Annotated in this window: 28 protein-coding genes and 1 pseudogene; 7 read left to right on the forward strand and 22 right to left on the reverse strand. The window is 60.8% G+C overall.

What is annotated here, in order from left to right; genetic code table 11:
* Positions 1–8: 8 nt before the first annotated feature.
* Positions 9–200: a hypothetical protein gene (locus B9A24_RS17455; RefSeq protein ID WP_084447293.1), complete on the forward strand. Its 192-nt coding sequence runs from the start codon at positions 9–11 to the stop codon at positions 198–200.
* A 166-nt stretch (positions 201–366) separates the two neighbouring features.
* On the opposite strand, the gene B9A24_RS17460 is transcribed toward B9A24_RS17455, so the two are convergent.
* The 7 genes and pseudogenes from B9A24_RS17460 to B9A24_RS22995 form a co-directional block, all read right to left on the reverse strand.
* Positions 367–2,412, reverse strand: a complete 2,046-nt coding sequence (locus tag B9A24_RS17460) for a HelD family protein (protein WP_084447294.1) — start codon at positions 2,410–2,412, stop codon at positions 367–369.
* A 66-nt stretch (positions 2,413–2,478) separates the two neighbouring features.
* The gene (locus tag B9A24_RS22130; protein WP_159452091.1) at positions 2,479–2,616 is read right to left on the reverse strand and encodes a hypothetical protein; all 138 of its coding nucleotides are present in this window, start codon (positions 2,614–2,616) and stop codon (positions 2,479–2,481) included.
* Positions 2,585–3,118 carry an MFS transporter gene (locus B9A24_RS23100; RefSeq protein WP_394334645.1) on the reverse strand — a complete coding sequence of 178 codons (534 nt, stop codon included), beginning with the start codon at positions 3,116–3,118 and terminating at the stop codon, positions 2,585–2,587. The genes B9A24_RS22130 and B9A24_RS23100 overlap by 32 nt, the downstream gene beginning before the upstream one ends.
* 97 nt (positions 3,119–3,215) lie before the next feature.
* Positions 3,216–3,674 (reverse strand): annotated as a pseudogene (locus B9A24_RS23280) (MFS transporter); the annotation flags it as partial.
* 351 nt (positions 3,675–4,025) lie between these two features.
* Positions 4,026–4,250 (reverse strand): DsrE family protein, encoded by a 225-nt coding sequence (locus B9A24_RS21765; RefSeq protein ID WP_159452092.1) that lies wholly within the window; start codon positions 4,248–4,250, stop codon positions 4,026–4,028.
* Between the two features lie 329 nt (positions 4,251–4,579).
* Positions 4,580–4,900 carry a hypothetical protein gene (locus B9A24_RS17475; protein ID WP_084447295.1) on the reverse strand — a complete coding sequence of 107 codons (321 nt, stop codon included), beginning with the start codon at positions 4,898–4,900 and terminating at the stop codon, positions 4,580–4,582.
* Between the two features lie 222 nt (positions 4,901–5,122).
* Positions 5,123–5,251 (reverse strand): hypothetical protein, encoded by a 129-nt coding sequence (locus B9A24_RS22995; protein WP_262490606.1) that lies wholly within the window; start codon positions 5,249–5,251, stop codon positions 5,123–5,125.
* Positions 5,252–5,825: 574 nt separating this feature from the next.
* Between B9A24_RS22995 and B9A24_RS17480 the strand changes: the two genes are divergently transcribed.
* Entirely contained in the window at positions 5,826–7,400 is a 1,575-nt protein-coding gene (locus tag B9A24_RS17480) for a PQQ-dependent sugar dehydrogenase (RefSeq protein ID WP_143435011.1), read from the forward strand.
* 1,091 nt (positions 7,401–8,491) lie between these two features.
* On the opposite strand, the gene B9A24_RS17485 is transcribed toward B9A24_RS17480, so the two are convergent.
* Together B9A24_RS17485 and B9A24_RS17490 are read right to left on the reverse strand one after the other, a co-directional pair.
* Complete coding sequence (locus B9A24_RS17485) at positions 8,492–8,758, reverse strand: DUF1223 domain-containing protein (RefSeq protein WP_143435012.1); 267 nt, start codon at positions 8,756–8,758, stop codon at positions 8,492–8,494.
* 288 nt (positions 8,759–9,046) lie between these two features.
* A complete protein-coding gene (locus B9A24_RS17490; protein WP_084447298.1) occupies positions 9,047–9,463 on the reverse strand; it encodes a winged helix-turn-helix transcriptional regulator in 417 nt (138 codons plus the stop codon).
* 176 nt (positions 9,464–9,639) lie between these two features.
* Here B9A24_RS17490 and B9A24_RS17495 point away from each other — a divergent pair, with 176 nt between their 5' ends.
* From B9A24_RS17495 to B9A24_RS23005, 3 genes are all read left to right on the forward strand, one after another.
* Entirely contained in the window at positions 9,640–10,407 is a 768-nt protein-coding gene (locus tag B9A24_RS17495) for an SDR family NAD(P)-dependent oxidoreductase (RefSeq protein WP_084447299.1), read from the forward strand.
* A 102-nt stretch (positions 10,408–10,509) separates the two neighbouring features.
* Complete coding sequence (locus B9A24_RS23000) at positions 10,510–10,932, forward strand: nitrilase-related carbon-nitrogen hydrolase (protein ID WP_200813956.1); 423 nt, start codon at positions 10,510–10,512, stop codon at positions 10,930–10,932.
* Positions 10,933–10,972: 40 nt separating this feature from the next.
* Positions 10,973–11,431 (forward strand): nitrilase-related carbon-nitrogen hydrolase, encoded by a 459-nt coding sequence (locus B9A24_RS23005; protein WP_262490608.1) that lies wholly within the window; start codon positions 10,973–10,975, stop codon positions 11,429–11,431.
* Between the two features lie 201 nt (positions 11,432–11,632).
* Here the strand turns inward: B9A24_RS23005 and B9A24_RS22425 are convergent, their stop codons facing one another.
* Genes B9A24_RS22425 through B9A24_RS17510 form a run of 3 tightly spaced genes read right to left on the reverse strand, consistent with a single transcriptional unit; the run spans position 11,633 to position 13,204 of the window.
* A complete protein-coding gene (locus B9A24_RS22425; protein ID WP_200813957.1) occupies positions 11,633–11,890 on the reverse strand; it encodes an SDR family oxidoreductase in 258 nt (85 codons plus the stop codon).
* A gap of 12 nt (positions 11,891–11,902) precedes the next feature.
* Positions 11,903–12,421, reverse strand: coding sequence for an SDR family NAD(P)-dependent oxidoreductase (locus B9A24_RS17505; protein WP_200813958.1), 519 nt, complete (start codon positions 12,419–12,421; stop codon positions 11,903–11,905).
* A gap of 15 nt (positions 12,422–12,436) precedes the next feature.
* Positions 12,437–13,204, reverse strand: a complete 768-nt coding sequence (locus tag B9A24_RS17510) for a DUF6503 family protein (protein WP_159452093.1) — start codon at positions 13,202–13,204, stop codon at positions 12,437–12,439.
* A 136-nt stretch (positions 13,205–13,340) separates the two neighbouring features.
* On the opposite strand from B9A24_RS17510, the gene B9A24_RS17515 reads away from it, so the two are divergent.
* Positions 13,341–13,649, forward strand: coding sequence for a nitrilase-related carbon-nitrogen hydrolase (locus B9A24_RS17515; protein ID WP_084447301.1), 309 nt, complete (start codon positions 13,341–13,343; stop codon positions 13,647–13,649).
* Here B9A24_RS17515 and B9A24_RS17520 read toward each other — a convergent pair.
* The 10 genes from B9A24_RS17520 to B9A24_RS17565 all read right to left on the reverse strand — a co-directional run bounded on the left by B9A24_RS17520 (position 13,646) and on the right by B9A24_RS17565 (position 24,902).
* Positions 13,646–14,062: a c-type cytochrome gene (locus B9A24_RS17520; RefSeq protein WP_234997458.1), complete on the reverse strand. Its 417-nt coding sequence runs from the start codon at positions 14,060–14,062 to the stop codon at positions 13,646–13,648. The two genes, B9A24_RS17515 and B9A24_RS17520, sit on opposite strands and share 4 nt — an antisense overlap.
* A gap of 48 nt (positions 14,063–14,110) precedes the next feature.
* A complete protein-coding gene (locus tag B9A24_RS17525; RefSeq protein ID WP_084447302.1) occupies positions 14,111–15,577 on the reverse strand; it encodes a PQQ-dependent sugar dehydrogenase in 1,467 nt (488 codons plus the stop codon).
* A 144-nt stretch (positions 15,578–15,721) separates the two neighbouring features.
* A complete protein-coding gene (locus tag B9A24_RS17530) occupies positions 15,722–16,168 on the reverse strand; it encodes a GAF domain-containing protein (RefSeq protein WP_234997460.1) in 447 nt (148 codons plus the stop codon).
* Positions 16,169–16,315: 147 nt separating this feature from the next.
* Positions 16,316–17,890, reverse strand: a complete 1,575-nt coding sequence (locus tag B9A24_RS17535) for a PQQ-dependent sugar dehydrogenase (RefSeq protein WP_084447304.1) — start codon at positions 17,888–17,890, stop codon at positions 16,316–16,318.
* Positions 17,891–18,076: 186 nt separating this feature from the next.
* On the reverse strand, positions 18,077–19,450 hold the full coding sequence (locus B9A24_RS17540) for an alkaline phosphatase family protein (RefSeq protein ID WP_084447305.1): 1,374 nt from the start codon (positions 19,448–19,450) through the stop codon (positions 18,077–18,079).
* A gap of 82 nt (positions 19,451–19,532) precedes the next feature.
* Complete coding sequence (gene eboE / locus B9A24_RS17545) at positions 19,533–20,765, reverse strand: metabolite traffic protein EboE (protein ID WP_084447306.1); 1,233 nt, start codon at positions 20,763–20,765, stop codon at positions 19,533–19,535.
* Between the two features lie 35 nt (positions 20,766–20,800).
* Positions 20,801–21,994 (reverse strand): 3-dehydroquinate synthase, encoded by a 1,194-nt coding sequence (locus B9A24_RS17550; protein ID WP_084447326.1) that lies wholly within the window; start codon positions 21,992–21,994, stop codon positions 20,801–20,803.
* A 115-nt stretch (positions 21,995–22,109) separates the two neighbouring features.
* Positions 22,110–23,018 carry a UbiA-like protein EboC gene (gene eboC / locus B9A24_RS17555; protein WP_084447307.1) on the reverse strand — a complete coding sequence of 303 codons (909 nt, stop codon included), beginning with the start codon at positions 23,016–23,018 and terminating at the stop codon, positions 22,110–22,112.
* 18 nt (positions 23,019–23,036) lie between these two features.
* Positions 23,037–23,945 carry a TatD family hydrolase gene (locus B9A24_RS17560; protein ID WP_084447308.1) on the reverse strand — a complete coding sequence of 303 codons (909 nt, stop codon included), beginning with the start codon at positions 23,943–23,945 and terminating at the stop codon, positions 23,037–23,039.
* 87 nt (positions 23,946–24,032) lie between these two features.
* Positions 24,033–24,902 (reverse strand): EboA domain-containing protein, encoded by an 870-nt coding sequence (locus tag B9A24_RS17565; RefSeq protein ID WP_084447309.1) that lies wholly within the window; start codon positions 24,900–24,902, stop codon positions 24,033–24,035.
* Positions 24,903–25,177: 275 nt separating this feature from the next.
* Between B9A24_RS17565 and B9A24_RS17570 the strand changes: the two genes are divergently transcribed.
* Positions 25,178–25,498 (forward strand): hypothetical protein, encoded by a 321-nt coding sequence (locus B9A24_RS17570; protein ID WP_084447310.1) that lies wholly within the window; start codon positions 25,178–25,180, stop codon positions 25,496–25,498.
* The last annotated feature ends 495 nt before the right edge of the window (positions 25,499–25,993 follow it).

A 25,993-nucleotide genomic window follows, 5' to 3' on the forward strand; every position in this document is an offset into this window, starting at 1 on the left:
TCCTGCGTTTGATTGCTTCTCCCGGGGGCCGGGTGGCCCGCGTGGCCCTGGGCACCGGCCTGATTAGTAAGGGCCTAGCCCTGGGCCGGAAAGGCTGGGCCTTGTCGGCGCTAGGGCTCGTGCCCCTCGCCATGGGCGCTAGTGCGCGTTATCTTGGGGCCCGGGCCCGCCGATTCAGACCAGTAGTCGGGGTCGCATAATAGTTAGGACCGAAAAACTACTGTCATGCTACTCGGTCGGCTGGGTTTTAGCCGGCCCAGGTTTGCGTGGGCCGGCCGTCTAGCAAAACGAATGTTTCGACGCGACTTCTGGACCGGGCTTTTATCAAGGCTACCACTGCTGCAAGTAAGTTGGGGCCAATGCGCTTTAGGCGGACAAGAATGCGGTGATAGCCCCTGAGTAGGTCAGCGTCAGCTGGTGCATGGCCCGGGTGCACGCCACGTAGAGCATACTTTTATCGACCTCCGTTTTATAATTCTGGGCGGAGGCGAAGGGCACAATGACTGCATCAAACTCCAGTCCCTTCGCCAAATGGGCCGTGGTAATGATGATGCCTTCCTTGAAGAGTGTGGACTCATTGGTGAGCAGGTAAACGCCGGAGGCTTCCAGTGCCCGATGCACCTCCACTGCCTGCCGCAGGGTTTTGCAGATGATGCCCAGGGAATGATTCTCGGAGCCGGGGAAGGTTGTAATCATCCGTTGGATGGCTTGCAGCTCCTCTTCGTTGTTAGCAAAGCGCGCCACGACGGGCTCCTGCCCGTGCCGTTCCAGGGGAATGATGCGCGGGTTTGGGGTGATACGCTGGGTGAAGGCCGTAATCTCGACGGTGGAACGGTAGCTGCGGTACAGTTTCACTACATCGGCCTGCGAGAAGACGCGTTCGATGGTTTCGGCGGACGAAGCGCTGTATGGATTCACCGTCTGGCTGACATCGCCCAGAATGGTTTTTCGGCACAGGAACAAGCGGGACAGCACAGCATATTGCACGGGCGTATAATCCTGCATCTCGTCTACCAGCAAATGCTTCACGTGGTCGTAGGCGGTGATGCCTTCCAGGCGCAGGCGCAGGTAAATTAGGGCAAAGACATCCGCGTATTCCAGATGCAGGCGGTAGTCGATGCGGAATAGTTCGGGTTTACCAACCCAGCGATAAAAGTCCCGGTAGAGGTCCAGCACTTGGTGGAACTTGAACATACGCGGAATTGCCTCCCCAATCATGGCTTTCTCCTGCCTGGTTAATTTCCGGCGAGTGGCGTCCCGCACGTAAGTCCGCACATCCTCGGCGACCAGCGCAAATCTTTTGAGGAGCGGAACCCGATGGTAGGTTTTGTACCTGGCCAGCAGGAACGGCAAGGGGACGATGATGTTGCCGACCCGCAGCTCGGTAACCGTGAAGTAGGTATTCTCAACATAGATAAGGTATTGGTTCAGCTGGCTGAGGAATTCAAACGACGATTTGAACCGGATACGCTCAATAAAAGCCGCGTTGTGATTGTCCAGCAGCGCGGATACCTGTTCGAAGAAGGTCTGGAACGGGTACTTGTGGTCGAGCAAATCGGCCGCCAGCTCTTCCATGCCCAACTCGGGAATGTGTTCTTCCCCCAGCTCGGGCAGGACGTTCGAGATGTAGTCGGCGAAGACTTTATTGGGCGAAATAATGAGCACATCGTTGGCCGCAATGGTCTCCCGGTAGCGGTATAACAGAAACGCAATCCGGTGCAGGGCGATCGAGGTTTTGCCCGAGCCAGCCACCCCCTGAATGACCATCACCTGTGCGGTTTCGTTGCGAATCACCGCGTTCTGGTCCCGTTGGATGGTCGCGACGATGTTCTTCATCTTATCGTCGGAGGACTTAGCCAGCTCGCGCTGCAGCACATCGTCGTGAATGTTCACGTCGTTTTCAATCATGAACTCCAGGCGGCCGTCCCGGATTTTGTACTGCCGTTTGAGGTCGATGGTGCCCTGAATCAATCCGGAAGGGGTGGTGAAGGAGGCTTCCCCCAGCTCGAAGTCGTAAAACATAGACGAGATAGGGGCCCGCCAATCGTAGATGAGGTTCTGGCGCTGCCGCTCGTCTATGAAGGAATACACCCCGATGTACACGGGCAATTTCCCTTTCCCCTGGGGGGCAAAATCGATGCGGCCAAAGTACGGGGATTGTCCCAGCTTGAGGAGTTTACGTTTTCGGCTAACGGCGGCTTCGCCCGTAAAAGCCATGCGGTCAATGGATTGGCCGGCCGCCACCATGTCGGCATCATCCATACCGGATTGGTGCTCATGGATGTACTGCTTTTTCTCCCGCAGCTCATCGGAAGACTGCCTGACGGCACCGTCTATCCGCCGAATGGCCAGCGTCAGTTTCTCCTTGATTTCTTCCAGGTATTCTTTTTCTTCTTGCTGCGTTGCGTTCATCCCGGGCGGTGCTTGGAAATGGACCTCAAAGGTGACCTCAAATTTCGGTTTGGCGAAGCTTTTTGCTCATTGGAGCATGGCAATGCGGGCGTAGTCGCCGCCGCGGCGGTATTCGAGCCCCGCCAAGCCGAAAAATGCTTCCTGGTGCAGGTTCAGGTAGCCGTGCATATCCTTAAGCTGACATAGGGTGAGCGTTGTAGGCATAGCGTAGAGGGAAAGTGGTGGGGTAGATAGAACGCAAGAGCGGTTTCGGAGTCTGTGTACGTTCGAGTGAGTAGCGCGAACTAAAAGTCCGCGCTACGCTACAGTGACGACGAAATTGCTCTGGCCTATCGCGCCAGCTGAAGCGGCCGGGAAATGGTGGGCCGCTCAGCTGGGGCGGGCCGCGCACAGCTGCGCTGTCCGCTTCCACGGGCGGGCAGTGCATGCGTCGGCGGATAACCAGCGCCGAAAGTACCGTGAGCCCGCCAATGGCCGCCAGCGCCGATGGAAGCCCGAAGGCATCGGCCAGCAGGCCGGTGAGCAGCGCCCCGACGGCATAGCCCGCGTCGCGCCAGAGGCGGAAGATGCCCACGCTACGCGCCCGCTGCGGCGCCGGGGCGTATTCGGCCACGGCGGCCAGAAATGTGGGATAGACCAGCGCCGTGCCCGCGCCGAGCAGCGCCGCCAGCAGCAGAAACACCGGGTAAGATGAGGCAAACAGCATGGTCAGCAGCACGGCGCACGGCCGGTGCCTGCGCCGCTTCCAGGGCCACGTGGGCGCGGGTGTCGCGCACCAGCAGGCTGCCCAGCAGGCCCAGCACCGCCAGGGCGATGCCTAGGTAGAACGGGTAGGGCCGCAGGCCGTATTCGGTGGCCAGCCAGCCCGAGGCGAAAGCCGTGGCCGCCACGGCCAGGTAGCCGGCCGACTCGTTCAGGCCCATGGCCAGTCCGCGCTGCTTCGGGCCCACCAGGTCCATCTTCATCACCACCGTGCTCGATCAGGCCAGGCCCTGGTTGAGGCCCAGCAGCACGTTAGCAAAAATCACCCAGCCCCAGCTCGGCGCCCAAAGCAGCAGCAGCGGCACGGGCAGCCCGAAGAGCCAGCCGATAAACAGCAGGTTTTTGCGTCCCACCTTGTTGGCCCAGGCCCCCGCGTAGTAGTTGGCGGCGGCTTTGGTGAGGCCGAAGACGACGATGAACGCGAGAATGGCCGTGCGTGCCACCAAGTGAAACTCCTGCTCGGCCAGCCGGGGCAGAATGGTGCGCTCCAGCCCCACCATGCCGCCCACGAAGGCATTGACGATAACCAGCCAGCAGGGTGAACTGCCAGGCGTTTTCGCGCAGGCCAAGCTGGATGGGCATGGAGCAAGGAGGGAGGATTAGGTTAAGGGAGACAGCAGGTCATGCTGCCTGCGTTTGATGGGTCGTTGCGTTCTGGCGTCAACCTCACCCCCTGACCCCCTCTCCAAAAGAGAAGGGGCACCAGTTCGGCGCATATTCTAAACTAAAAGGACCCGCCGCAATGGTTCGGGCTGTTTTTGTCAACTGAAATTCTAACAGGAGCATTTCCGGTGCACCCTTTTTTTTGGAGAGGGGGTCAGGGGGTGAGGTTGACGCCAGAACGAAACAGCCTACGGATGCACCAGCGCCCAGCCCTCGGCCTGCCGGATAATCAGCTCGCCGTTGCCGGTGGGCACGAAGGAGATATAAGGCAGCATGTCGTCCTTGGTCAGCTTATGGGCCTTCATCGAGTTTTCGCACTGGGCCAGAATAACGCCCGCCTGTTGCAGGGCCAGCACGTCGGCCTCGTAGGGCTGGTCTTTTTTGAACACCACCGTGCCGCCGCTGAACACCACTAGCTCCAGCTCGAGCTTGCCTTTCAGGCGCCGGGTCCTTCAGAGCGTTTTGCATGTTGCGCAGGGTCTGGTTGATGAGCTTGGGGTCGTTACTATCTAGTTGGTACACGGCCCGATATTGCTTTTTGGTAGCCGGTGCGCCCTGAAAAGTGGCCGCCTTCGCCGCCACGGCCGCGTTGGGCGGCGTCAGAGCAACTGCGGGAGCCGGCGGGGCCGCCGGAGGCGTAGCAGCAGGTGTGGTCTGCGCCTGGGCTGTGCCCATGGTGGCCCACAGGGCGGCGGCGGTGAGCAAGCGGGACAGGGAGTTCATCGGCAGGCAGTTAGAGGGGTTAGAAATCATAGTTCACTATCAGGTTCAGCTGGTGCATGTCTACCTTGTTTACCACGTAGCGGGCCTCGCCGTAAGTGTCACCCAGGGAGGCTTTGTAGAGGTAGAGCAGCTGGCCCCGCAGCCCTTTCGCCCAACCGCGAAAGGGGTAGCTGAGGGAGGCGTTAAGCTGGCTGTACGAGGGCATGCCGTACTTGTTGAGGCGAAAAGCCCGAACGTCGGGCAGGTAGTAGTGGCTAGTCCTTCCCCTTACGTCGGCCCAAGCGGCCCTACTCGTCAGCGGCTGCTTTTCCCTCAGCCTGAGCACGATAGACTTGATCACCTAAGCAGCAGACAAAAACGTCTGGTCATAATACCATTATTGGGATTTTGCGAGTAGCTTTACCCTTTCTTCCGCTTATACTTAAGGAGATACAGCAGGCTTTCCTAGTCAGGAAGCGGACCCGAGGCATTCACCCGACTGGTCCCCTTTTTTGCTTATGGAAAACCCTTACACCGCCCCATCCGGCGGGTGGCCCGCGCGGGCTAGGTCCGCCCCACTTGCCTACTTGCTGCTGGCCGGGCCCCTGCTACTATCCCACCCGGTGGGGGCGCAGCCAACCATCACCAGCACCAGCTCGGCAGCCAATGCCCGGGCCGCATCGGTTAGCGGGCCGGTTTCGGTCACTTTCAACCGAACCCTGGGTGTTGTTAAACAAATAGGGGAAAACCTCCGACCCGGCCGCACAGCCACCTAATTGTTGTAATTAGTGCTCTGGCTGACAATGTATTGCCTAGAATTAGGGCAAATCTATAGGCTTAGCGTTCGTTTTCGCTGATGGATTTCGCTAGTCTTGAGGGACGTACAAGATTCCCCGTTTTCAGTCCTATTAAGCAGTATGTGCACCTTATCAGAAGCGACCGTACTATTCAACAACGGACCCGAAGGTTTTCCCCTATTTGTTTAAGAGCACCCAAATTTTGTCTGCCGGTTCCTAACCACCGACCTGCGAGGCACTCTATCACGCGGCTGATCTAGCCCAGCGCCCGAGCCGCGACTATGGCCAGGTACCGGCGCTGGGCGGAGCAGTCTTCTGTTTATTCAGCCTGTGCCGCCTTGCTTATAACTAATAGCAGGCGCTGAGATCCTGCTTGGCCCAGGCGCGTTCCCGCTCCTTGCCAACCCCAAAAATTTAATTAAACTTAATGAAGCAGAGCGCGTACTCCCTTAGTCATAGACTGTTATTCGTCACCAAACCCCCAAGCTCATGAAAACAACCGCCATGCACAACCGCCACTTACTAGCCCTGCCCGCTGGCCGGCGCTGGGTCAGGTCAGGGCTGTATCTTCCCTTGTTCTCCGGACTCTGTGCCTTGTTGCTGGGTAGCTGCAAGGACACAAAGGAGGGGACCGTTAGCTTCCCGACTACCCAAGTGCCGGATGGTTACCGACTCGAAAAGGTAGTTGATGGGCTTAACTTCCCTACCTCACTGGCCTGGGACGCTCAGGGAAAACTCCACGTGGTTGAAGCAGGGGGTGGATTTCTGCCCGAACCTCAGCCCGCTCGTATCCTGCGCGTTGGATCCGGTAAGCTCACTGAAGTAGTCAATCTAACCGCAAAAGGAGTCGTTGCCCCCGTCGTGGGGCTGGCTTTTCACAACGGCGCGTTTTACATCAGTCACCGGAGTGCCGACCTAATGGGAGCCGTGTCACGTGTATCGGCCGATGGCGGTAGTGTCAACCAGATTCTGGGTGGTTTCTTAGACAGCCAGGCTGAACACCCGCTCAACGATTTGCGGATGGGCCCCGATGGGCGGATGTATTTAGCGACCGGACCGGCGGCCAACTCGGCGGTGCCGGGCATGGATTTAGCTCCCTTTATTTCGCGCAGCCCCAATCTGCGGACCACCTCAGCTCAAGACTTGGTACTAACGGGCCGAAATTTCAAAGTGGCCGATTTTCGGACGAAGGACAACCTGACTGATTCGGTGATGACCGGAGCCTATGTTCCGTTTGGCGTGGCCACTACGCCGGGACAGCGCATTGCGGGCACGAATAAGCCCGGCGGAGCCATTGTTTCGTTTGATCCCATGAATGCCGAAGCAACCCTGCAAACTCATGCGTCGGGTATGCGCAACGTCATCGGCCTGACCTGGGACGCTACCGGTCAGATGTACACCGCCGTCAATGGCTATGACGTGCGCGGTCCGCGGCCCGTTAAGGATGAGTACGATGCCACCTACAAGGTGGTTAAAGGCACCTGGTATGGCTTTCCAGACTTTTCGGCGGCTTTGGAACCGCTCACGATGGATAAGTTCAACCCGCCTGCTAGTCTACAGGCGACGGCTTTTATCAATAATGTTTCTCAGGGTAAAAAGCTAGGTTTTGTCATCAATCACGCGGCCAGCGGGTTAACGCCACCGGACCGCGCATTGGTAGCGGGCCTACACCCGTTTCACTCGTCGCCGTCCATGATTGACGTAGCGCCTGCTTCCTGGGGGGCATTTGCTGGTCATCTGTTCGTAGCCGAGTGGGGTGATTTGACTCCACCGACCGACCCGACGGACCTACGGCCGGTGGGCTATCGCATTGTGCGCATCAATCCGGCCACCAAGCAGGTGGAGCCATTCCTGGCTAACCGCCAGCCAGGACCGGCTTCCAAGCAGGGCCCCGTGGGAGCAGGTTTGGAGCGGCCTTTCGATGTACAATTTGGCCCCGATGGCGCCATGTACATTGTCGATTACGGCGTCGTTAAAATCAATCCGGCCCGAAAGGATAATAACCGTGAACCCTATGAGTACGTCCCCGGCACGGGCGTCATCTGGAAAGTAACAAAGCGGTAAACAAACACCCCATTTGGGGTTTACTGATAGACCAGTCGCCCAATCTTAATCTGGTAGACTATGTAGGGCACATGCCGGAGGTAATGTTTATTTTCCGGTAAGCGCTCCTGATATTTTTCAGGGTTAAGGGTGTATCTGTGGTTCTGACTGGTTTCGAGGGAAAACCGAATAACATAATCTGAGTTATAAGCGGGGTCTTGAAAAAATGCCAGTGGTGACATCGTATGTTACCACTGGCATTTTTGTATTTTATCCCTGTTATAAGAGTCTGCGACGCGTTTATGTTGATAGGTTTTTTCAGGCATAAAGCACCCCCTAACTGTACGGGGTAGAGCAGATTCTACATTGTTACAAGGTGACAAGATGCCACCTCATCGCCTTACCGTGGGGAGTTTTGCGGCACGCAAAACACATCTTGCACGCGAAAACCGTTAAACGAGGTCCGAACAGCCCACAAGGCAGGCCTCAGTTAAAAGTTTGGTACAGAAGTTAAGCGAGTTGCTGCCAACAGTGGCAGCTACACACCAAAATCTTGCATTCAGGGGTTATCAGGGCTATTTGTACAGTAAAACGACCGTGGCTGTTGCAGAACCCCCACCTAGCGAATTCCGAACCCGGAAGGCCCGCGCCTGAGCGCCAGAAAGGCGGATACATGAGCTATTTGGGACGAGTCAAGGCGCACTGTTGCCTAAAGGGGAGCGCATCCAAATGTTCTGCAATAGCCACGACCCTATTTCTGTACAACTCTGTCGACCACCTAGTACTGGGCACATCGGATGGAAAACAGGCCCATCTGGTACGGATACCTTGTTCAGCCATCCATGTACAATTTACCCGCCTGCCGCGACGCAACAGCTGTACGTTGATTCCGAAAGGGGGCACCTGATGACGCTAAATTGTTGGCTTTTAGCGTGTTAGTACCTTAGTCCTGGGGTAGTGAGGCAACTGACAAGCTCGCCAATTAACATTTGGACCAAACTTTTAACCGAGGCCTTCCTCGCCACCGAGACCGTGACGACGGCAGAGACGGTGAAAGGCTTCCGCAAGGCCGGCTAACAGCGCGCAGGCCAGTTTTTTCGTAGCAGCGGGACTTAGTTCTGCGTGGGGCTACCCAATGGCAGGGCGGCAACGCCCACGATATGGCGCGAGCCCGTTTCCTGCACCAGCACCACCGCCTTCAGATTATTAGTTTTCCAGGCGGCGCTGAGGTTGAGCGGGGCGGTGGCCGAAAAAGTGCCGTCGGCAGCTACCGCGCCGAGCGGGCGCAGGGCCCGCACCACGGCGGCGTGGCGCAACAGGCGCCCCGAGTTTTCGCCCCGGCCCACCTGCGACGAAAGGCCGGTTTCGGTTAGGGCCAGCTACACCGTGGCCACTTGGGTGCCGGCGGGCAGGTTGCTCACCTGCACGTTCAGGTTGCCATCGGCGCCCCAGACAAGCGCTATCCCTGCCTGTTACGACGCCCGGTTCGTGTGCCATCGTGCGCGGCCGGTGGGTGCCGGGAAGCCCGGCGGCATTCTGATGGCGGACCTCCCCTCGCTCGGTGCTGCCCGCTACCGGTCCGACGAAGTCAGCCGGCCCCAGGGCTGCGGAGCGATGCTGCGGAGGAAGCAGGAGCTACTCCGGCGCGCCTCCCAAAAGGCGGCGGCTTATCCGGCTGCTGGTCCGAAAAGCACTTCCTCGGCGGTTGGTACCAGTTTGCGGCAATAGGGTTGGTCAGGACCGGGGCGGGGACGCACGTGTTGAACATAGTGCCGGCCCAACGCGTAGAGTTGGTCGAGCACGGGCTCCAGGCTCCGGCCGAAGTCGCTCAGGGTGTATTCCACGCGTGGCGGCACTTCCGCAAATACCGTTTTCTGAACCAGGCCGTCGGCTTCCAATTCCTTTAGTTGCTGGGTGAGCACCTGCCGCGACACGCCGCCGATGCGCCGCTCCAGTTCGCCCGGCCGCTGCGTGCCGTTGAGCAGGTGGTAGAGGATGAGTGTTTTCCATTTTCCCTCCAGCCGCGCGAGCAGGTAGCGGGTGGGGCAGGTCTCGTTGGTGGCCCCAAGCAGGTCGTATTTCATAGCTTTCAGGAGAGGGAGTTGATGGTGGCTAGGACGGCCGCGATGAGCTGGCGCGCTAAGCGCCTACTACTCAGCAGTGACGCAAAGTTCGGACATAGTCCGTAGCTTCTGCGTACTTTCCGCTGATTGTCAGTTGGCTTACTTTTATAAAGCAGTCACTTAATTACCTACCTAAAATGGCAAACACCTTCGCCGGTAAATCGGCTTTAATAATTGGAGGCAGCAGCGGCATCGGCCGCGCTGTGGCGCAGCAGCTAGCGCAGGCCGGAGCCGTCGTGCGCATCGTCGGCAACCGTGCGGACAAACTCGCGGCCGCCGCGCAGGAGCTGCAGTCCCACGGTGCCGTCACGGCCCGGCAACTAAACCTGCACGACCGCAGCCAAGTGCAGCGCTTCGCCGCAGAGTTGGCCGCCGAGCCCGCCCTGGACCTGCTGGTGAACGCGGCCGGCGTGTTCACGCCCAAGCCCTTCTGGGAGCACACCGAGGCCGATTACGACACCTATCAGGAACTCAACCGGGCCACCTTTCTGCTCACCCAGGCCGTGGTGCGGCCCATGATGCAGGCGCGCCGCGGCGCCATTGTCAACGTGGGCTCCATGTGGGCTCAGCAAGCGGTACTGGCCACGCCCTCGTCGGCCTATTCCATGGCCAAGGCCGGGCTCCACGCCCTCACCCAGCACCTGGCCATGGAGCTTGGGCCCTACAACATCCGCGTCAACGCCGTCTCGCCGGCCGTGGTGGAAACGCCGATTTACGAATCCTTTATTGCCCCCGCCGAGGTGCACACGGCGCTGCAAGGCTTCAACGCCTTTCACCCTATCGGGCGCGTGGGCCAGAGCGCCGACGTGGCCCAGACCATTTGTTTTTTGCTGTCCGAACAAGCCGCCTGGGTAACGGGGGCGGTCTGGGATGTAGACGGTGGGGTAATGGCCGGCCGCAATTAGCGACGGCCGTACTACGCTGAGTAGTACTCTAGTCTTTGTTCTTGGCCCATGTCTTTGCAAAGGCATGGGCCAACTTTCTCTTATTAGGCTTTTATTGAACGTATGCGTGTTACCGTCGCGGCAGTGCAAGCAGCGCCTGTTTACCTGAATTTGGCGGCCTCGTTGGCCAAGGCCGAAACGCTTATCGGCCAGGCCGCGGCTACAGGGGCGCAGGTGGTGGTGTTTCCCGAAACGTGGCTACCGGGCTATCCGGCCTGGCTCGACTGCTGCCGGGACGTCAACCTGTGGGACTCGGCCCCGGTCAAGCAGGTGTACCGCCGCCTGGTAGAAAACAGCGTGGTGGTGCCCGGCCCGGAAACCGAGGCGCTGGCGGCGGCCGCCCGTGCCCAAGGCGTGGTGCTCAACATCAGTGTGCACGAGCGGGTGCTCGCGGGCCCTGGTCGCGGCACGCTCTACAACAGCATGCTTACCTTCGGCCCCGATGGCACGCTGCTGAACCACCACCGCAAGCTCATGCCCACCTAATACCGAGCGGCTGATCTGGGGCCAGGGTGACGGGCGCAGCCTGCAGGCTGTCGATACACCAGCCGGGCGCGTGGGCGGCCTCATATGCTGGGAGCATTGGATGCCACAGGCCCGCCATGTGCTGCACACCTCCGGCGAAGACATCCACATTGCTGCCTGGCCGCAGGTAAAAGAAATGAACCTGGTGGCCAGCCGCCACTACGCTTTTGAAGGCCGCTGCTTCGTCATCGCCTGCGGGGCCATTATGCACGCCCGCGACCTGCCCGCCGAGTTGGAGCCGGCCGGCGAGCTGCGGGGCAACCCCGACGCGGTGGTATTGAGCGGGGGCAGCGTCATTATCGGGCCCGACGGGGCCATTTTGGCGGGTCCGGTGTACGACGTGGAAACTATCCTGACCGCCGAAATCGACCTGGCCCGGATTCCCGAAGAGCAGCTTACCCTCGACGTCACCGGCCACTACGCCCGCCCCGACGTGTTTGGGCCCACCGGGCAGCGGTGAGGTAAGCGCAAGTGCCAGCAGATGTACCCTTTTCGAAGCTATGGGGCTGGGGGTTTTTCTTCCAAAAGGGCAGTTTTACACGCTATGCGCTTCAGTCTTACGCTAGGCCCTTGGGTTGCCTCGCTAGCGGTGCCAATTTACCAGCGGGCTGGCCGGGCTGGCCCCGCCGAATTCTGGCTTTTTTGGGACCAGCCACCGCACCTACATGGAGCGGTGGGTTTGCGTGCGTTCGCGCAGGGACTCAAAGTTGGCTTGGGCGAACGCATCGATTTTCCTGGGCTCCAGAAAATTGGTTTTAATCTGCTCTGCTCGCTCCGCGCCGCCTAGAATGACGTTGATTTCCCCGTTGAGCAAGCCCTCCACGGCGGCCCGGGCCACGTCCTTAGCCGAGTCCATGTTAAGCACCACGGCCGTTTTCATCATGTCCGTGTCGGTGGCGGACGGGTAGACCGTCATCACGTGCAGCGGGTACTAGGCCAGCTCCCGGCGCATGGCGTCCGAAAACTGGCTCACCGCCGCTTTGGTGGCGGCGTACACGCTGTAGAAGGGCATGGCGATGTAGCCGTAGCCGGAGGAGATGTTCATGATAGCGCCTTCCTTGCTTTGCTGCAGCAGGGGCAGGCACTTTTTGGTCAACAGTATCAGGCCGGTCAGGTTAATATTTATCTGGTTGATGACGTCCTCGTCGCTTGCTTCCGTGAGCAGGCCGGCGCTCACCACCCCGGCGTTGTTGATGAGGATGTCCAGCCCGCCCCAGGCCTCGGTCACGGTGGCCACGGCCCGGTCCAGGTCGGCGGCCCGGCCCACGTCGCCGGTAAGCAGCCGGAAGTTGACGGCGGGGAATTCGGCAGCCAGCGCGGCGAGCGGCTCTTTTCGGCGGCCCATCACGGCAATGTCTCGTACGCCGCGGTACTCCAGCTCGGCCAGGATGGCTTTGCCGATGCCGGCACTGCCGCCGGTAATCAGTACTTTCTTGTTTTTCAAGTCCATAGGGCGAGCTTTTTCCTATTTTTTTGTTGCCCCGGCTGGCTCAGTCGTCTGCAGCCGGCGGGTGGTTAAGGGCTCGGCTTTGAGTAGCAGGTCGGTGGCCAGAAAGGACTCGTCTTTGTTGAGATACCACTTGCGCTCTTTGGGCAGCTGGATGCCCTCCACGCTCAGCACCTGGTTGAGCAGCACGTATTCGCCGTCGTTGGGCTCTTTGTGCTGGTAAAAGCGGTACGCCTGCAGCGCGTAGGTGCGCGGGTCGAGGTAGAAGGACCAGGTGTCTTGGCCCACGGCCGGGTCGTAGCTGACCTGCACGGCAGGATAGGTCTTGCCGAGCAGCGGTTGCATGGGCACCTCTTCGGCCACCCGCGTGCCGGTGTCGCGCAGCTTCATGGGCAGGCCGTAGAGGTAAGTGTAGAAATTGCGCGCCCCCTGCGCGGCCCCGGCCGCCAGGCGAAATTTCTTCCGGTCCTCGTCGCTGGGGTTCGGCTGGCCGTCGAGCAGGAAAACTTCCTGCCCGTTGACCACGCCCTTGACGACTTCGCGCCCCCCGGGGTGGCTGATGTGGCAGAAGTAGCCCGTGGCGTTGTCCAGTTCCACCTCGAAGGTGCTGGCCTTGCCGGCGGCCGTGGTCGACTGGAAAAACAGCCGCGTCCGCAGCGTGGGCCACTTGCCTTGCGGGTCGTGGTAAGCAATGGACTTCTGCACCAGCTCCGGGCCCGTCAGGGGCGGGGGCTGAGCAGCGGCGAGCAGGAATAGTCCAGCCAGCAGCAGTATTTTTTTCATCATTATGGGGATTAGAGGAGATAAGAAGACTACTCTTAGACCAGCTGCTTATTCCTAAAAGCGAGGAAGGCATGACTTTTCTACGCTTTTTTATTAAGTCGTTCTGCTGGCCCAGTGGTGGCCTCGCCACTAGGACGGGGTGACCGACGCATCCACCCGCACACCACCGGGGAAGCCAGCCGCCCGCGATGCCCTTGGGCTTGTTGATTTGCGCGACCTGCCCGCCGAGCTGGAGCCGGCCGGCGAGCTGCGGGGCAACCCCGACGCGGTGGTATTGAGCGGGGGCAGCGTCATTATCGGGCCCGACGGGGCCATTTTGGCGGGTCCGGTGTACGACGTGGAAACTATCCTGACCGCCGAAATCGACCTGGCCCGGATTCCCGAAGAGCAGCTTACCCTCGACGTCACCGGCCACTACGCCCGCCCCGACGTGTTTGGGCCCGCCTAAGGGTGGCTCGGGTCGCGCACGGGGCCCTGCGTGAGGGCCGGGTCGGGCTTCAGGCGGCGCTTGGCCTTCATGTAAGCCAGCAGGTCGTTGAGTTCAGCCCGGGAGATTTCCGTTTTCTTGAAGGAGGGCATGCGGCCCAGGCCAGCCAGAAAGGCACGGTCGCGGATTTTGAAGCGCAGGGCCAGGCCGGGCAGGTGCACGTTGTTAAGCGGCATGCCGGCCCCCGCTTCGCCGTTGGGATGGCACCGCTGGCAGTTGGCCATAAAGACCAGTTGACCCCGCGCGATTGCGGGGTTGCTCAGGTTCAGCGGTTGTGCGGCGAAGGGCTCGCTGCGGCGGGCAGTGGAGCAGGCGGCGGCGCCCAGGTACACCAAAGCCGCGAGCAGCAGCCGGATTCGAGTTGTGTTCATCATCGTTCCGATTAATAAAAGGTGAGGCTGTAACTCCCGGCTGCTTCGCACTTATTCCTTGGTGATGCGCCACAACACCCCGGTCTGCTTTTTGGGCGCGGGGCCCTGCTCCGTCATGGGCATCTGGCCGAAATCGACCACGTAGAGCGCCTGACCACTCGGGTCGAAACGCGCGGCCACGGGCCGCTCCAGCCCGGCTTTGCCGATTTCGGAGGCGGGCCCATTCACGCGGCCCCGGTTCACTACAAAATCTTCGATGACGCCGGTCTGCACGTTGGCGCGCACCACTTTGTAGCCCACCGGCCCGTACACCCGGCCGGTTTCCGGTGCTTGGTCCCCGAATTGCGCGATAAAGGCCTCGCCCACGTGCCCGAAGGCCGCGCTGCGCGAAAAGTCGAAGCCGTTGGACGAGGAATGCACCCCGAGAATGGCGGCGGGCTTTACCGGAATGGGTTTGTGGTTGGCCAGCACAAACGCCGGTCCGTGTCCCGGCCCCCCAAAATCGGGCAGGTTAAGGGCTTGGCCCGCCGAGAAGTCGGGAAAGCCATACCAGCCGCCGGGCTTCACCTCCCACAATACGTCGCCGGCGCCGAAGGGGCTACGGCTGCCGCGGCTGTCGTAGGCGTTTTCGGTGGTGAAGAGGCGGCCATCGGGCGCAAAGGCCAGCCCGAAGGGGTTGCGCAGGCCCGAAGCCACCAGCTCGGGCGGCCCACCCCGCAGCGGCACCCGCATAACGGCGCCGGTGCACGGCAGCTGGCCTTTGATGACCTGGCCCTTGGTGGTGGGCGTGCCGAACGCGGAGTAGGCGCCGGTGGTCACCTTGTCGTCTTTGGCTTCGGTGAGCGGGTTGTCGGACGTGTAGTTTTCGCCGGTCAGGGTAATGTCCTCGCAGGGCACGTCGTGAAACTTGGCGTTGCGGGTTAGCCAGCCGAAGTCGGCGTTATCGGGGCCCACGACGCCCGCGTTGGTGGCCGAACCCTGGCCGAAGTACAGGTAGCCGTCGGTGCCGATGGCCGGGCCGTTGGTGTGGTGGTCGCCGAAGCTGGGCAGCTTGTCCACCAGCACGCTCATCTGGCCTTCGGGTGTGACGCGCAGGATGCGGCCGCCTTCCAGGGTGCCGCCTTCGGAGATGAAAAAGGCGCCGTCGTGGAAAACCAGGCCGGTCCAGGGGCCGTTTTTGCCCCCCACGTACACTTCTTTCAGGGTGCCGCCGGCTTCGAGGCGCAACAGGCGCGGGGCGGTCCACACCTCGCCGTAGGAGTAGCCCGCCTCCAGCACGTAGGGACGGCCCTGGGCGTCGAAGGCCACGCCGGTCGGATACGTCAGGCCCTGAGCCACGGCTTCGACGCGGTAGCCGGCGGGCACCGCTACGTCGGCAACACTCACAGCACGGGGCACGGGCTCGAAGCTTTGGGGTCCGCCGTAGTGGCCGCGCAGCTTGTAGCAGCCCGAAAGCGCGGCAGCGCAAGCCAGGACCACGGGCAGGCCCACCCGACGCGCAAGGGTCGAAATCACCATAAAAAAGAAAGCCGTAAAAGGGAGGGAGGGAACCCGGTGTCAGGGCTATACTAAGTCGAAGATAAATAGGTTACAGTGGGATTGTGCCTTTCTTTTGCCCTGGCTTAACTTCCTGGCCGCCCGGGGCTTTTAGGGGTTCTTCGTTCAAAGCTGGACTGAGTTGGAGCGAATGAAATGACTTATTTCTGCCCCAATGCCCATCAGGTCAGCAACTTCTTTCTCCGTAAAATCATACGGAACAGGCTTTGCGATACCCAATGTGCCATACAACTCTCCTTCCAGCAGCAGAGGCACCGCAATGGAGCCTTCTACCTTGGTGTCCTTCGCCGCGGGCCGCGCTACGCCGGAATCATCTGTCTGCAGGTTACACATTTCCACCGGTTGGCGGCGTTCGGCGGCAATGCCGGCCATGCCTTTTCCGAGGGGAATCTCCGACATTTTAGGGAGTAAAAAGGCGGGCAGGCCCTGGTGGGCCTGCAGCTTCAGGAGGCCGGTGCTTTTATCCAGAAAGTGAAGCGTACCGGTCGTACAGCCAAAGGCTGAAATGATATCCGACAGCGCCTCCTGCCAGTTTACAGCAGGTTGATTCACGGATGCAGCGAGTAAAGGGGAAATGACAGAAGCCATATTGGGGCATTTTTAGATTCACGGTTTATTTGCCTAAACCACTTAGCGGAAAGGCGTTTATAGATAAACAGCAGGGCTGACGAAAGTCAGGCCTGCTGTTTATTCGAGTGCTTATTTTACTTTGGTCACTCTCCAGACCATCCCGGACTCCTTATCAAACTCAATCGGGAAATGCCCGTCCGCGATGCGCTTCAGGCTGGTCCGGTTCGAGCCGAAATCAACGATGTACATGGCGCCGTCCGGGCCGAACTTCACATCGTACGGTCTTTCAATCCCCTCGCCCAGTTGGCCCTGCTGCGAAGCCGGACCGGATTTTTCGTTCTGAACAAAGGCGTGGACGGTGTTTTCCCCGCTGCCGCTGGTCTCTATCCGGGTGATGCGGCTCCCGGAAAACTTGTCCCGCAGGGGGTTGGTAATCCATTGGAAATCCCCGTACTCGGGAACAAACAGCTGGTCCGCATACGCTCCCCAGGACTCCGGCGCTACATCGGGTTTCGAAGGCGAGGAATTCACTTCGTGCAAGCCCAGAATCAGAGAGGTGTCGGGCTGTTGCAGGCCGCTGGCTTCGTGGTCAATCAAAAAGTGCAGCTCCTTGGCGACTCGTTTTGTGCCGATATAAGTAGGCGGAATAGCGGAGCTGCTGGGCTTGAATTTCGCATCGGTCACGGGGCTGAAATTAGCCGCGAAATCCGGCCAGCCGTACCAGGCGCCTTCTTTCACCCGGTAGGTGCCGTCGTGGTAGTCGTTAATGGGGCGGCCGGCGGCATTATCGTACCCGTTTACCGCGATAAACAGCTCATTTTTCTGGTTCCAGGCAATGCCGATGGCATTGCGGAAGCCCCAGGCATAGGGCCGTACCGTCGCCTCGGCATTGTTCGGGTCAAACACCAGGATGGAGCCGCCACATTTGTTGCTGCCTTTGATGACCTGGCCCGGCTCGGTCGCGGTGCCAAAGGGCACGAATGCCCCGGTCAGAACCGTTCCTTTGCCGCCTTCGCGAAAGTCCGGCAATTCAATGTTAACGCCTTTCAGAACAATGTCCTGCGCCGCGGTAGGACGTCCGTCGGGGGCTTTGAGCACAAACGGAATCATGTTTTCGTCCATAAACCCGGAGTTGCCGGCGATGCCCACGCAGACGTACATGCGGCCGTCGCGGCCCATGCGCAGGTCGTTGGGCTGGTGGTCCGACTTGCTGTCGACGATGCCGCCGAGTATCTGGGTTACCTCCCCGTTCAGGGTCACCCGGGACACCGCCCCATTCAATTCCTGGTCCCGGTGCGTAATGTAGAAGGCGCCTTCGTGCCAGGTCATGCCGGAGATGGCCGGGTAAATCCGGCCATCCAGATTAACCACTTCCGTGGTCGTACCGTTGGCTCCTACGCGCAGTATTCGGGCCGAGGCGCCTTCCTCCGCCAGGAAGGTGCCGCCCGCTTCGGCCACGTACAGGTTGCCCTGGTCGTCCCAGGCAACGGAGGTAGGGTAGGTAAGGCCCGCTGCTATCTTTTCAATTTCATAGCCTTCCGGCAGCCGCACCATGGGAAAGTTAGCGGACGCCGTCAGCTTTTTGCTGTCGGCGTCGTGGGTTAGCTCGGTAAACTTTTCGCTCAGCATGTTGATGCCGACGCTGACCGAGCCCGCCATGGCCGAGGCAATAGGACCACGTTTTGGTTCTTCTTCTGTGCTCATGGTGTTGGGTTTAAGTGAGGAATCAGCTGATTTTTAGTACGAGACAGCCATTGGAACTGGTTGAAAACAGGAAAGAAATGCCGAATATTTTCTATTTAACTGCCCCAAAAACGGAGAAACCATTGCCGGAGCATTTTGCTTGGTTTACGGCAGGTCCCATCAGCACTTAATGCCGGTCGCTTCCTTTTAACCACGCAAATGCGCGAGAATAACGTCAAAGACGGCGGGGGCGTCGATGGCATCCCCGGGCAGCAGGTTCGCCCTTCGGCTCATGAGCAGTGGGCCTTCGCCGGGAGTAGCGGGCGGCCGGCCGTGCGAGCCCCCTACCAGCGTGGCGTCCAGGGGAATGATGTCCATCAGCATCCGGAACCCCAGCTTCTTGCGCAGCAGCTTCAGACCTACTTTGGGCATCAGGAACTTGATGGTGGGGTCGGCAAACATCTCCACGGGGTCATAGCCGGGCTTGCGGTGGATGTCGACAATCCGGGCAAAGTCCGGGGCCTTCGCGTCATCGAGCCAGTAGTAATAGGTAAACCACGCGTCTTTTTCCGCTACCGCAATCAGCTCGCCGGCCCGTGGGTGGTCCAGGTGGTAAGCGGCTTTCTCCTCGGGACCAATTATCTTTTCAACCCCCGGCACCTGGGCCAGCAGGCTTCGCACGGCCTCGATTTTCGTCGCATCGTTGACATAGATGTGGGCTACCTGGTGGTCAGCCAAGGCGAAAGCCTGGCAGGTGCCGGCGTCGAGCAGCTCCAGGCCCCGCTCTTCGCGGATGGAAAGGTACCCGTGCTCGCGCAGCACCCGGTTTAGGTGGATGGGCCGCGAGACGGGCGCAATGCCGTACTCGGACAGAAAAATCACCTGCGCCCCCCGGCCCTCAAAATAAGTGGCCAGGTCGCGGCATACAGTGTCGATTTCGCGCAGGTCGGCGGCTACCCGGGCGTCGGCGGGGCCGTAGCGCTGGGCGTTGTAGTCCAGGTGGGGCAGATACACTAGCGTCAGGGTGGGATCGTGGCGCTTGTCGGTTTCAATGGCGGCCTGGGCAATCCACTGGCTGGACTTGATGCTGGTGCGCGGGCCCCAGAAATCGAACAGCGGAAACGTGCCCAGCTTGGCTTCCAGCTGCCCGCGGAGCTCCAGGGGGTACGTGTAGCAGTCGGGCAGCTTGCGGCCGTCCGACAGGTACTGCGGGCGCGGCGTGACAGCATAATCAGCGGTGCTGTACATGGCGTACCACCAGCAGATGTTGGCGCAAGTGAACGTGGGGTCTTCGGCCTTGGCCACCTCCCAAATCTTGGGGGCTTCGACCAGCTTATTTGATTGCCGCCACAGCCGCGGCTCGCATTCATCGCGGAAGTACCAGCCATTGGCTACGATGCCGTGCTCCGTGGGCCATTTACCGGTGAGGTAAGTGGCCTGTACGGAGCAGGTTACGGCTGGTAGTACGTGCCCCACCGAAGCCATCCTGGCGCTTTGGGACCACTGCTGGAGAAAGGGCGTGTTTGCTCCAATAGCGTTTGGCGTCAGGCCCACCACATCAATGACGACAGTTTTTTTCATAGGGGTTTGCTATTCGGGGCCGCTTTATGAGGTGCCCCATGACGGTTTTCATGCGGTATGGTGCTGGTATACGGGGCTGGCTTCACGGCCTCACGGCTTCCAGTAGCGGCTGGAGTTGGCTTTGCACCCAGCGAAGCTCCCGCTCGATGGAAGTGCCCAGGTCCTGCTTAATTGCCTCGGGGAGCACTTCCCACGTGTAGGTTTCCACTTCCAAGTAGCGGGTAAAGGGCCGCGTGGCGAGCAGGTGCAGCACCTGCTCGATTTCAGCCTGCGTGGACTGTAGCCGCTGGTAGCGGGCCAGAAACACCGGGACGTGAAAGTGGGAGCGCCATTCCCGCACCTGCTCGTCGGCAATATGGGGCAGGGCCGCTGGTAAATCCGGGTAATGGGTCAGGCTGCCGTCCTCGTTGCGGGCGACGACCTGATGCAGGTAAGTGGATTCGGCGAACGCCGCAAATTCCTCAGCCAGGGTCTGCCGCTCCGCGGGGCGGGCCGGCAGGTCGGCTTTCAGGGCGGCGCTGATTTGCATCCGGCCCACGCCGATGCCGGCGGCCTCAAGGTTCGCCAGCACGGCGGCCGGTTCTTCGTACGTCAAGGCGAAGTGGCACACGTCATAGCACAGCTGCACATGGTCGCGCACGGCCTGCGCCGCTGCCTGCGGAGTTAAGCCCAGTCGATGTTCCAAATGGGAGCCCACCTGTGGCAGCAGGTACATCGTGTAGTACGCCACGAACTCGGCCGAGGTCTCTAGCAAACCGTCGGGCTCGGGCTCGATGTCGAGGTGAATAAGCCGGCCGGTTGCCTGGCGCAGCTCCACCAGCTCCGCCACCAGCTCGGCCAGGTGCTGCGTGCTGCGCTGCAACACGGGGTGGGCTGGCCGGCCGGCCAACCAGGGCTTGTAAGAAAGCGGCGAGGTGGAGATACCACCCTCCAGGTGTTGGGGGAGCAGGGCCGCCAGCAGCCGGGCCAGCCGCGCGGTATAGGCCAGGCGCTCCGGGGTGGTCCAGTCGGGACGATGCACGTCATCTTTCACGACCTCCCGGTGGAAGCTGCCGTAAGGAAAGCCGTTGATGAGCGGCACGTACAGCTCGTGGCGGTCGAGCCAGGCCTTGAATTCGGCCAATTGGCCCGCCTTTTCCAACTCGCGGCTGGCTACATCCGAGAGCCGCAGACCAATGGCGAAGGGCGCATCCGGCGAAAGCCGCGCTTTGATGGGCAACACGTGGGTTTGCAGGCTGGCAAACACGGCAGCCCAGGTTTCCCCGGGATGAATATTGGTGCAGTACATGAGGTGCAAGCCCGGGCCGACAATCATTTTGCTACGTCGTTAGGAAGTAAAAATGAGCTTGGCTACAGCGGCGCGGACGGGCGCACGCCCCGTGAGTAGCGCTGCAACTGGTGAACGGCTTCCACCATGAGCTTATCGTCGATTTCGTGCACTTCCACCCCCGTGCCAATCCCGTCGAGCAGCATAATGGTCAGCTGTCCGCCCAAGTGCTCGCGGAACTCCTGTAGCCCGTGCAATAGGCTCTGCGGATGCCCGGCATCAGTCAGGTGCTCGACCATTTCCGGGGCGTACAACTCAAAGCCCAGCGTTTCCAGGACAGCGATAATTTCGGCCAGCTCGGCGACCGTGAGGCGGCCTTGCAGGTGCGAATACACCGAGTCTAGGGCAATGCCGATGGCGACGGCTTCGCCGTGTCGGATGCGGTAGTGGCTCAGCTGCTCGAGCTTATGCGCCGACCAGTGGCCAAAATCTAGGGGGCGGGAAGAGCCTTGCTCGAAAGCGTCGCCCCCGGCAATGTGCTCTAGGTGCAGCTCGGCGCAGCGGTGAATCAGCTGTTGCATGAGCGGCAGCTCGCGGGCGGCCAGGGCGGCGGCGTGGGCCTGCATAAACCGGAAGAACGCGGCGTCCTTTATCAAACTCACCTTCAGGGCCTCGGCTATGCCGCCGCGCCAGTCGCGGTCTTCCAGGGTGCGCAGGAAAGCAAAGTCGTTGAAAACGGCGTAGGGCGGCGCGAAGTTGCCCAGGAAGTTCTTCTTGCCGAAGGCATTGACGCTGTTTTTAACCCCAATGCCCGAGTCGTTCTGCGAGAGCACCGTGGTGGGGATGCGCAGGTGCCGGACGCCCCGGTGCGCCACCGAGGCGGCGTAGCCCACCATGTCGAGCACGGCGCCGCCGCCAATGGCCGCCAGGTAGGAGTGCCGGTCGATGTGGTGGGCATCCACGGCTTCGAGCAGCTGCTGCACCAGGGCCGGCTGGTTTTTGCACTGCTCGCCGCCCGGGATAAGGGCAACGGGCCCGCTGAGCTGCAAAACGTCGGCGTGGGCCTCTACATAGCGGACTATCTGCGAGGTAAGGTGGGGGTGTTGCTCGGCCACGCCGCTGTCCAGCGCAAAGAACACCTTGCGGGGCGCGCGGCCGCCGTCCTGCGCCAGCACGTCGCGCAGCAGCGGGTTGCTCACCTCAAACAAGCCTTCGGTGAAGTGAACGGGATAGGAAAAAGAAACCTGAAACTGCTGCTGAAGCGAAGGAAGGGACATGTAATAGCGGAATGGCGGTGAAAGCAGTTGCCCCGGTTGGGGCAGCCAGCCGGCGGGTAAACCGGCGCGGCAGCACCGGGTGGTGCCGCCCTTGAGCGTGGAGCCGGCCGCGCGGCTACGTGACGGCAAAGTGCCCCGCCAGCCAGCGCGAGAGCGGAAACAAGGCCAGCACCCCCAGCCCGTACGCCCACCCCGCAAAGCCGGCCGCCACGGTGGCGTCCAGCAGAATCAGGGCCATTACCCCGGCTTTGACGGCCCGGCGCACGTGCAGCGGCTGCAACGACCCGATGGCCTTGAGCAGGGGCGGGAAAATGAGGTAGCTGAACAGGGCCAGAAAGGGCACTGCCGGCCACAGGCGGACCTGCGGCAGGCGCGTGAGCACCAGAATGGCCCCGATGACCAGGCCGTACAGGCCCACCGAGCCCAGCAGAATTCGTTTGTCGCCCCCGTGCACCTCGCCCCGGCTAATAGCAGTGATGGCCGCGATGTAGACGACGGGAATCAGGGCCAGGTACCAGAGCTGCGACACGGCGGCGGGCACCGCGCTCAGCCCCAGCAGCAGGTTGCCCCCGCGGCAGGCGCCCATGTTCAGGGGGCCCAGCACGGCGTGGTGCTTGCCCACCGCGTCGTACGCCAGGGCCAGCACCGCAATGGCCGCCGCAATCAGCCCGCTGGTACGCGACACCTGAAACGCCGCGCCAATGCCCCCCAGCAGCAGCAGCGTGCCCAGGACGCTGGCGCTGGCCCGGCTGGCGGCACCGCTCGGAATGGGGCGCTCGGGGCGCTCTATCCGGTCCAGCTCGGCGTCGAATACGTCGTTGAACACCACCCCGCCGCCGTATAGCCCCACGGTAGCGACGACCAGCCAGGCCAGCACCCGCAGCTGCGGATGGGCCACCGTGACGGGGCCATCGCCCAGCAGCAGCACCGAGCCCGAAGCGGCAAAGCCCAGCAGGATATCGGCCACCGCCGTGACGATGTTAGCGGGCCGCATCAGCACCAGATGCGCAAACAATCGGCTCATAACAAGTGGTAAGGGGCCTTAGCGAATAATTCGGGTATCGGCCGCCTCCACCTTCGGGGTCTGGCCGCCGCGTAGGATGGAGTTACCGGAAAATTTCATGCTTTGGTCGATGGCCGCGGCCGTGAGCCAGTCAGTTTCCGGCATCTGCCCGCTTTGGCCGAAGGCGGCGAGGGCATTCCGGTAAGTTACCCGCTCCACCGTGTCCAGCGGCAAGCCGCGCTCGAGCATGAGCTGGGCGGTTTTGGGCACCGCCAACGGGTCGCTGATACCCCAGTCGGCGGCGCTGTTGATAAAAATGCGCTCCGGGCCGTAGTGCTTCACTACTTCAACCATGCGCTCGTTACCCATCTTGGTGTGCGGGTAGATAGTGAAAGCGGCCCAGAAGCCCCGGTCCAGCACATCCTGCACGGTTTCCTCGTTGTTGTGGTCGACGATGACCATGCCCGGGTCGAGGCCGTGCTCCAGCGCTACTTCCATGCTGCGGAGCGTACCCTTTTTCTTGTCGCGGTGGGGCGTATGAATCTGCACCGGCAGGTTTACTTCCTTGGCCAGCTCCAGCTGCAGGCGGTAGTACTTGTCCTCGGCGGCGGTCTGGTCGTCGTAGCCAATCTCGCCCACGCCCACCACGCCTTCCTTGCTCACGAACAGCGGCAGCAGCTCCATGACTTCTTCGGCCAAGGCTTCGTTATTAGCTTCCTTCGAGTTCAGGCCAATGGTGCAGTAATGCTTGATGCCAAACTGGCTGGCCCGAAAGCGCTCGAAGCCAATAAGATGGCTATAATAGTCCTGGAACGTGCCCACCTGGGTGCGGGGCTGGCCCATCCAGAACGCCGGTTCGATGATGGCCACGACGCCGGCCTGGCGCATGGCTTCGTAGTCATCCGTTGTGCGGGAGGTCATGTGCACGTGCGGGTCGATGTAGCGCATAAAGGAGCGTAAGGGTGAAGCAAAGCCGGCAGCAACGCGGGCACGGCGATTGGTATACGTGAAATAAGGGGGAGGAGGTTCAGCGTCCTACCCGTAGGCTTGCGCCCCGATGCGCTCCCAGCGAGCGGCCCGCTCCTGCCCAACTACCTGTGTGCCCGATGCCTCGCTCAGTAAAGCAAGGGCGGCGGGCAGGCGGCTCTCGGCGAGGGCCAGCGTGCCGGCCTGCACCTGCAGCGCGTCGTCGCTGTGCAGCAGCCGCCGCACGTCCGGCAGCGAGTCGGCCGTGAGGTAGGGCCCCACCAGGCGCCACACTTCCGGGGTCAGGGTGCGGCCGGCGGCCCAGCGCTCGTGCGCGTAGTCGAGGAGCATATGCGCCAGCGGCTCGTTGCGCCGCTGGTCCAGGCCGTAAATCCGGTACAAGGGCCGGGCGTTGAATACCGCCTTGAGCACCAGCTGGTTCCAGGCCTCCTGGGGCAGGTAGTCGTACGGGTAGGGGTTGCCAAGGGCAATGGCGTCGAACACGCTGGTCATGGTGGTGCGCACCCCCTCGGCCGCCCGCAGCACGTGCGTTTCGGGGTAGGGCAAGAGCGGCAAAGCGGCGTACAGCGCCGCCAGTTCGTTTAAATCGGCGGTTTTAAACAGGCGGTTTATTACGGCCGAATACTCGGCCGGACTCTGATGGGCCACGCGCAGCAGCAGCAAGGTGCGCGTGGCCTGGTCGGCGGTCCAGCCTTCGGGGTTGAAGCCCAGCCGGAGTTGCCCGGCTTCCTGCAGCTGACTTCCGGTGAGCGGCAGCGGGTGCTTGCCCGTGAACCGCGGCACCAGGCTGAACGCCAGGTACAGCGCCTTCTCAGGAAGAGGGTTTTCCAGCTGCGTGCGCAGCCACACCTGCCCGCGTTCGGGTAAGTGCAAGGTCAGCACCGCGACGAGATAGTCTTGAGAGTGCTTATCAGTCATTAGGTGTAAAGTTGGAGAGCATCAACAAGTGTGGGGCAATCGGTCAGTATCAAAGGCAGGAGGGGGAGGAACTGCTGATTGGGTCAGTGCTTTTACCAACAAGTACGGCTTTCCAAGTTAACCCAAGAGGCGGGTTGACCACCACTGCCCCACACTTCTTGATGCTCTCCGTATAGGATACGAATAGGATACGGATCTGTTTAGGAAGTCGTCGAAATCAATCAGCATGACGTTCAAGCGTAATTCCTAAACAGCTCCTACGTCAACGGCGGTGAGTGGTGCCATTGCCTCGCCTGTATTTTCTGCGCGCGGGTAGGCTAAATCCCACCACGCTCCTGCCTACCTTTGGCCTCCTGCTTAATTACCTGCTGCTGCTCATGCCTGCGCATGCCTCCCGGCTTTACTTCAACAACCCCGTGGGACGAGTCTTGGAACACCCCGATGGTTACGCTCATATCATCTACGAGCCCGGCCCCCGCAAGCTAGACTATCTCCAGGCCTTCCTCACCCACACGGGCCAGCGCCTGCGGTGCTGGCACAAGCTTTTCAGCGACCAGCGCCTGATGGCCCCCTTCACCCCGGAGGAAAGCCAGTAGATTGTGGACTATTGGCTCACGGCCGAGCAGCGCGGCACCTCCGCCATTTACGGGGCCGTGCTGCTGCCCCAGGACGCGTTTGCCCGCCTCTACGTGAGGACAGAATGGGGCAGGCAGCTTCTATCTTCGAAAACAAGGACAGCAGGGCGGTCATAGTTTCCTGGCTGGCCCCCTTGGGGACAGAAAATAGGGTGTTGTGAAACAACTAGGGAAAACCCTCCAGTCGAGGTTTTACCAGCTAGGTTGTTGGTGATAAGGTGCTCATGCGCCGTAAGAGCAGCGAAAAACCGCTAGTCTTACACGTCCCTTAAGGCTATTGAAAGACGGTAGCGAAAAGGAACGTTTACGCTATACTTCCTGACTCTACAGCAAATAAGTCATTGATTGACAGTTCGGTACTATATAAAACCAAGTATGTGTATACCCGACTCGGAGGGTTTCCCCTAGTTGTTTCACAACACCCACCTATCCGAAGGTGGAAAAGCAGTGCCGGCT

The organism is Hymenobacter roseosalivarius DSM 11622 (genome assembly GCF_900176135.1).
GTDB classification, from domain to species: domain Bacteria; phylum Bacteroidota; class Bacteroidia; order Cytophagales; family Hymenobacteraceae; genus Hymenobacter; species Hymenobacter roseosalivarius.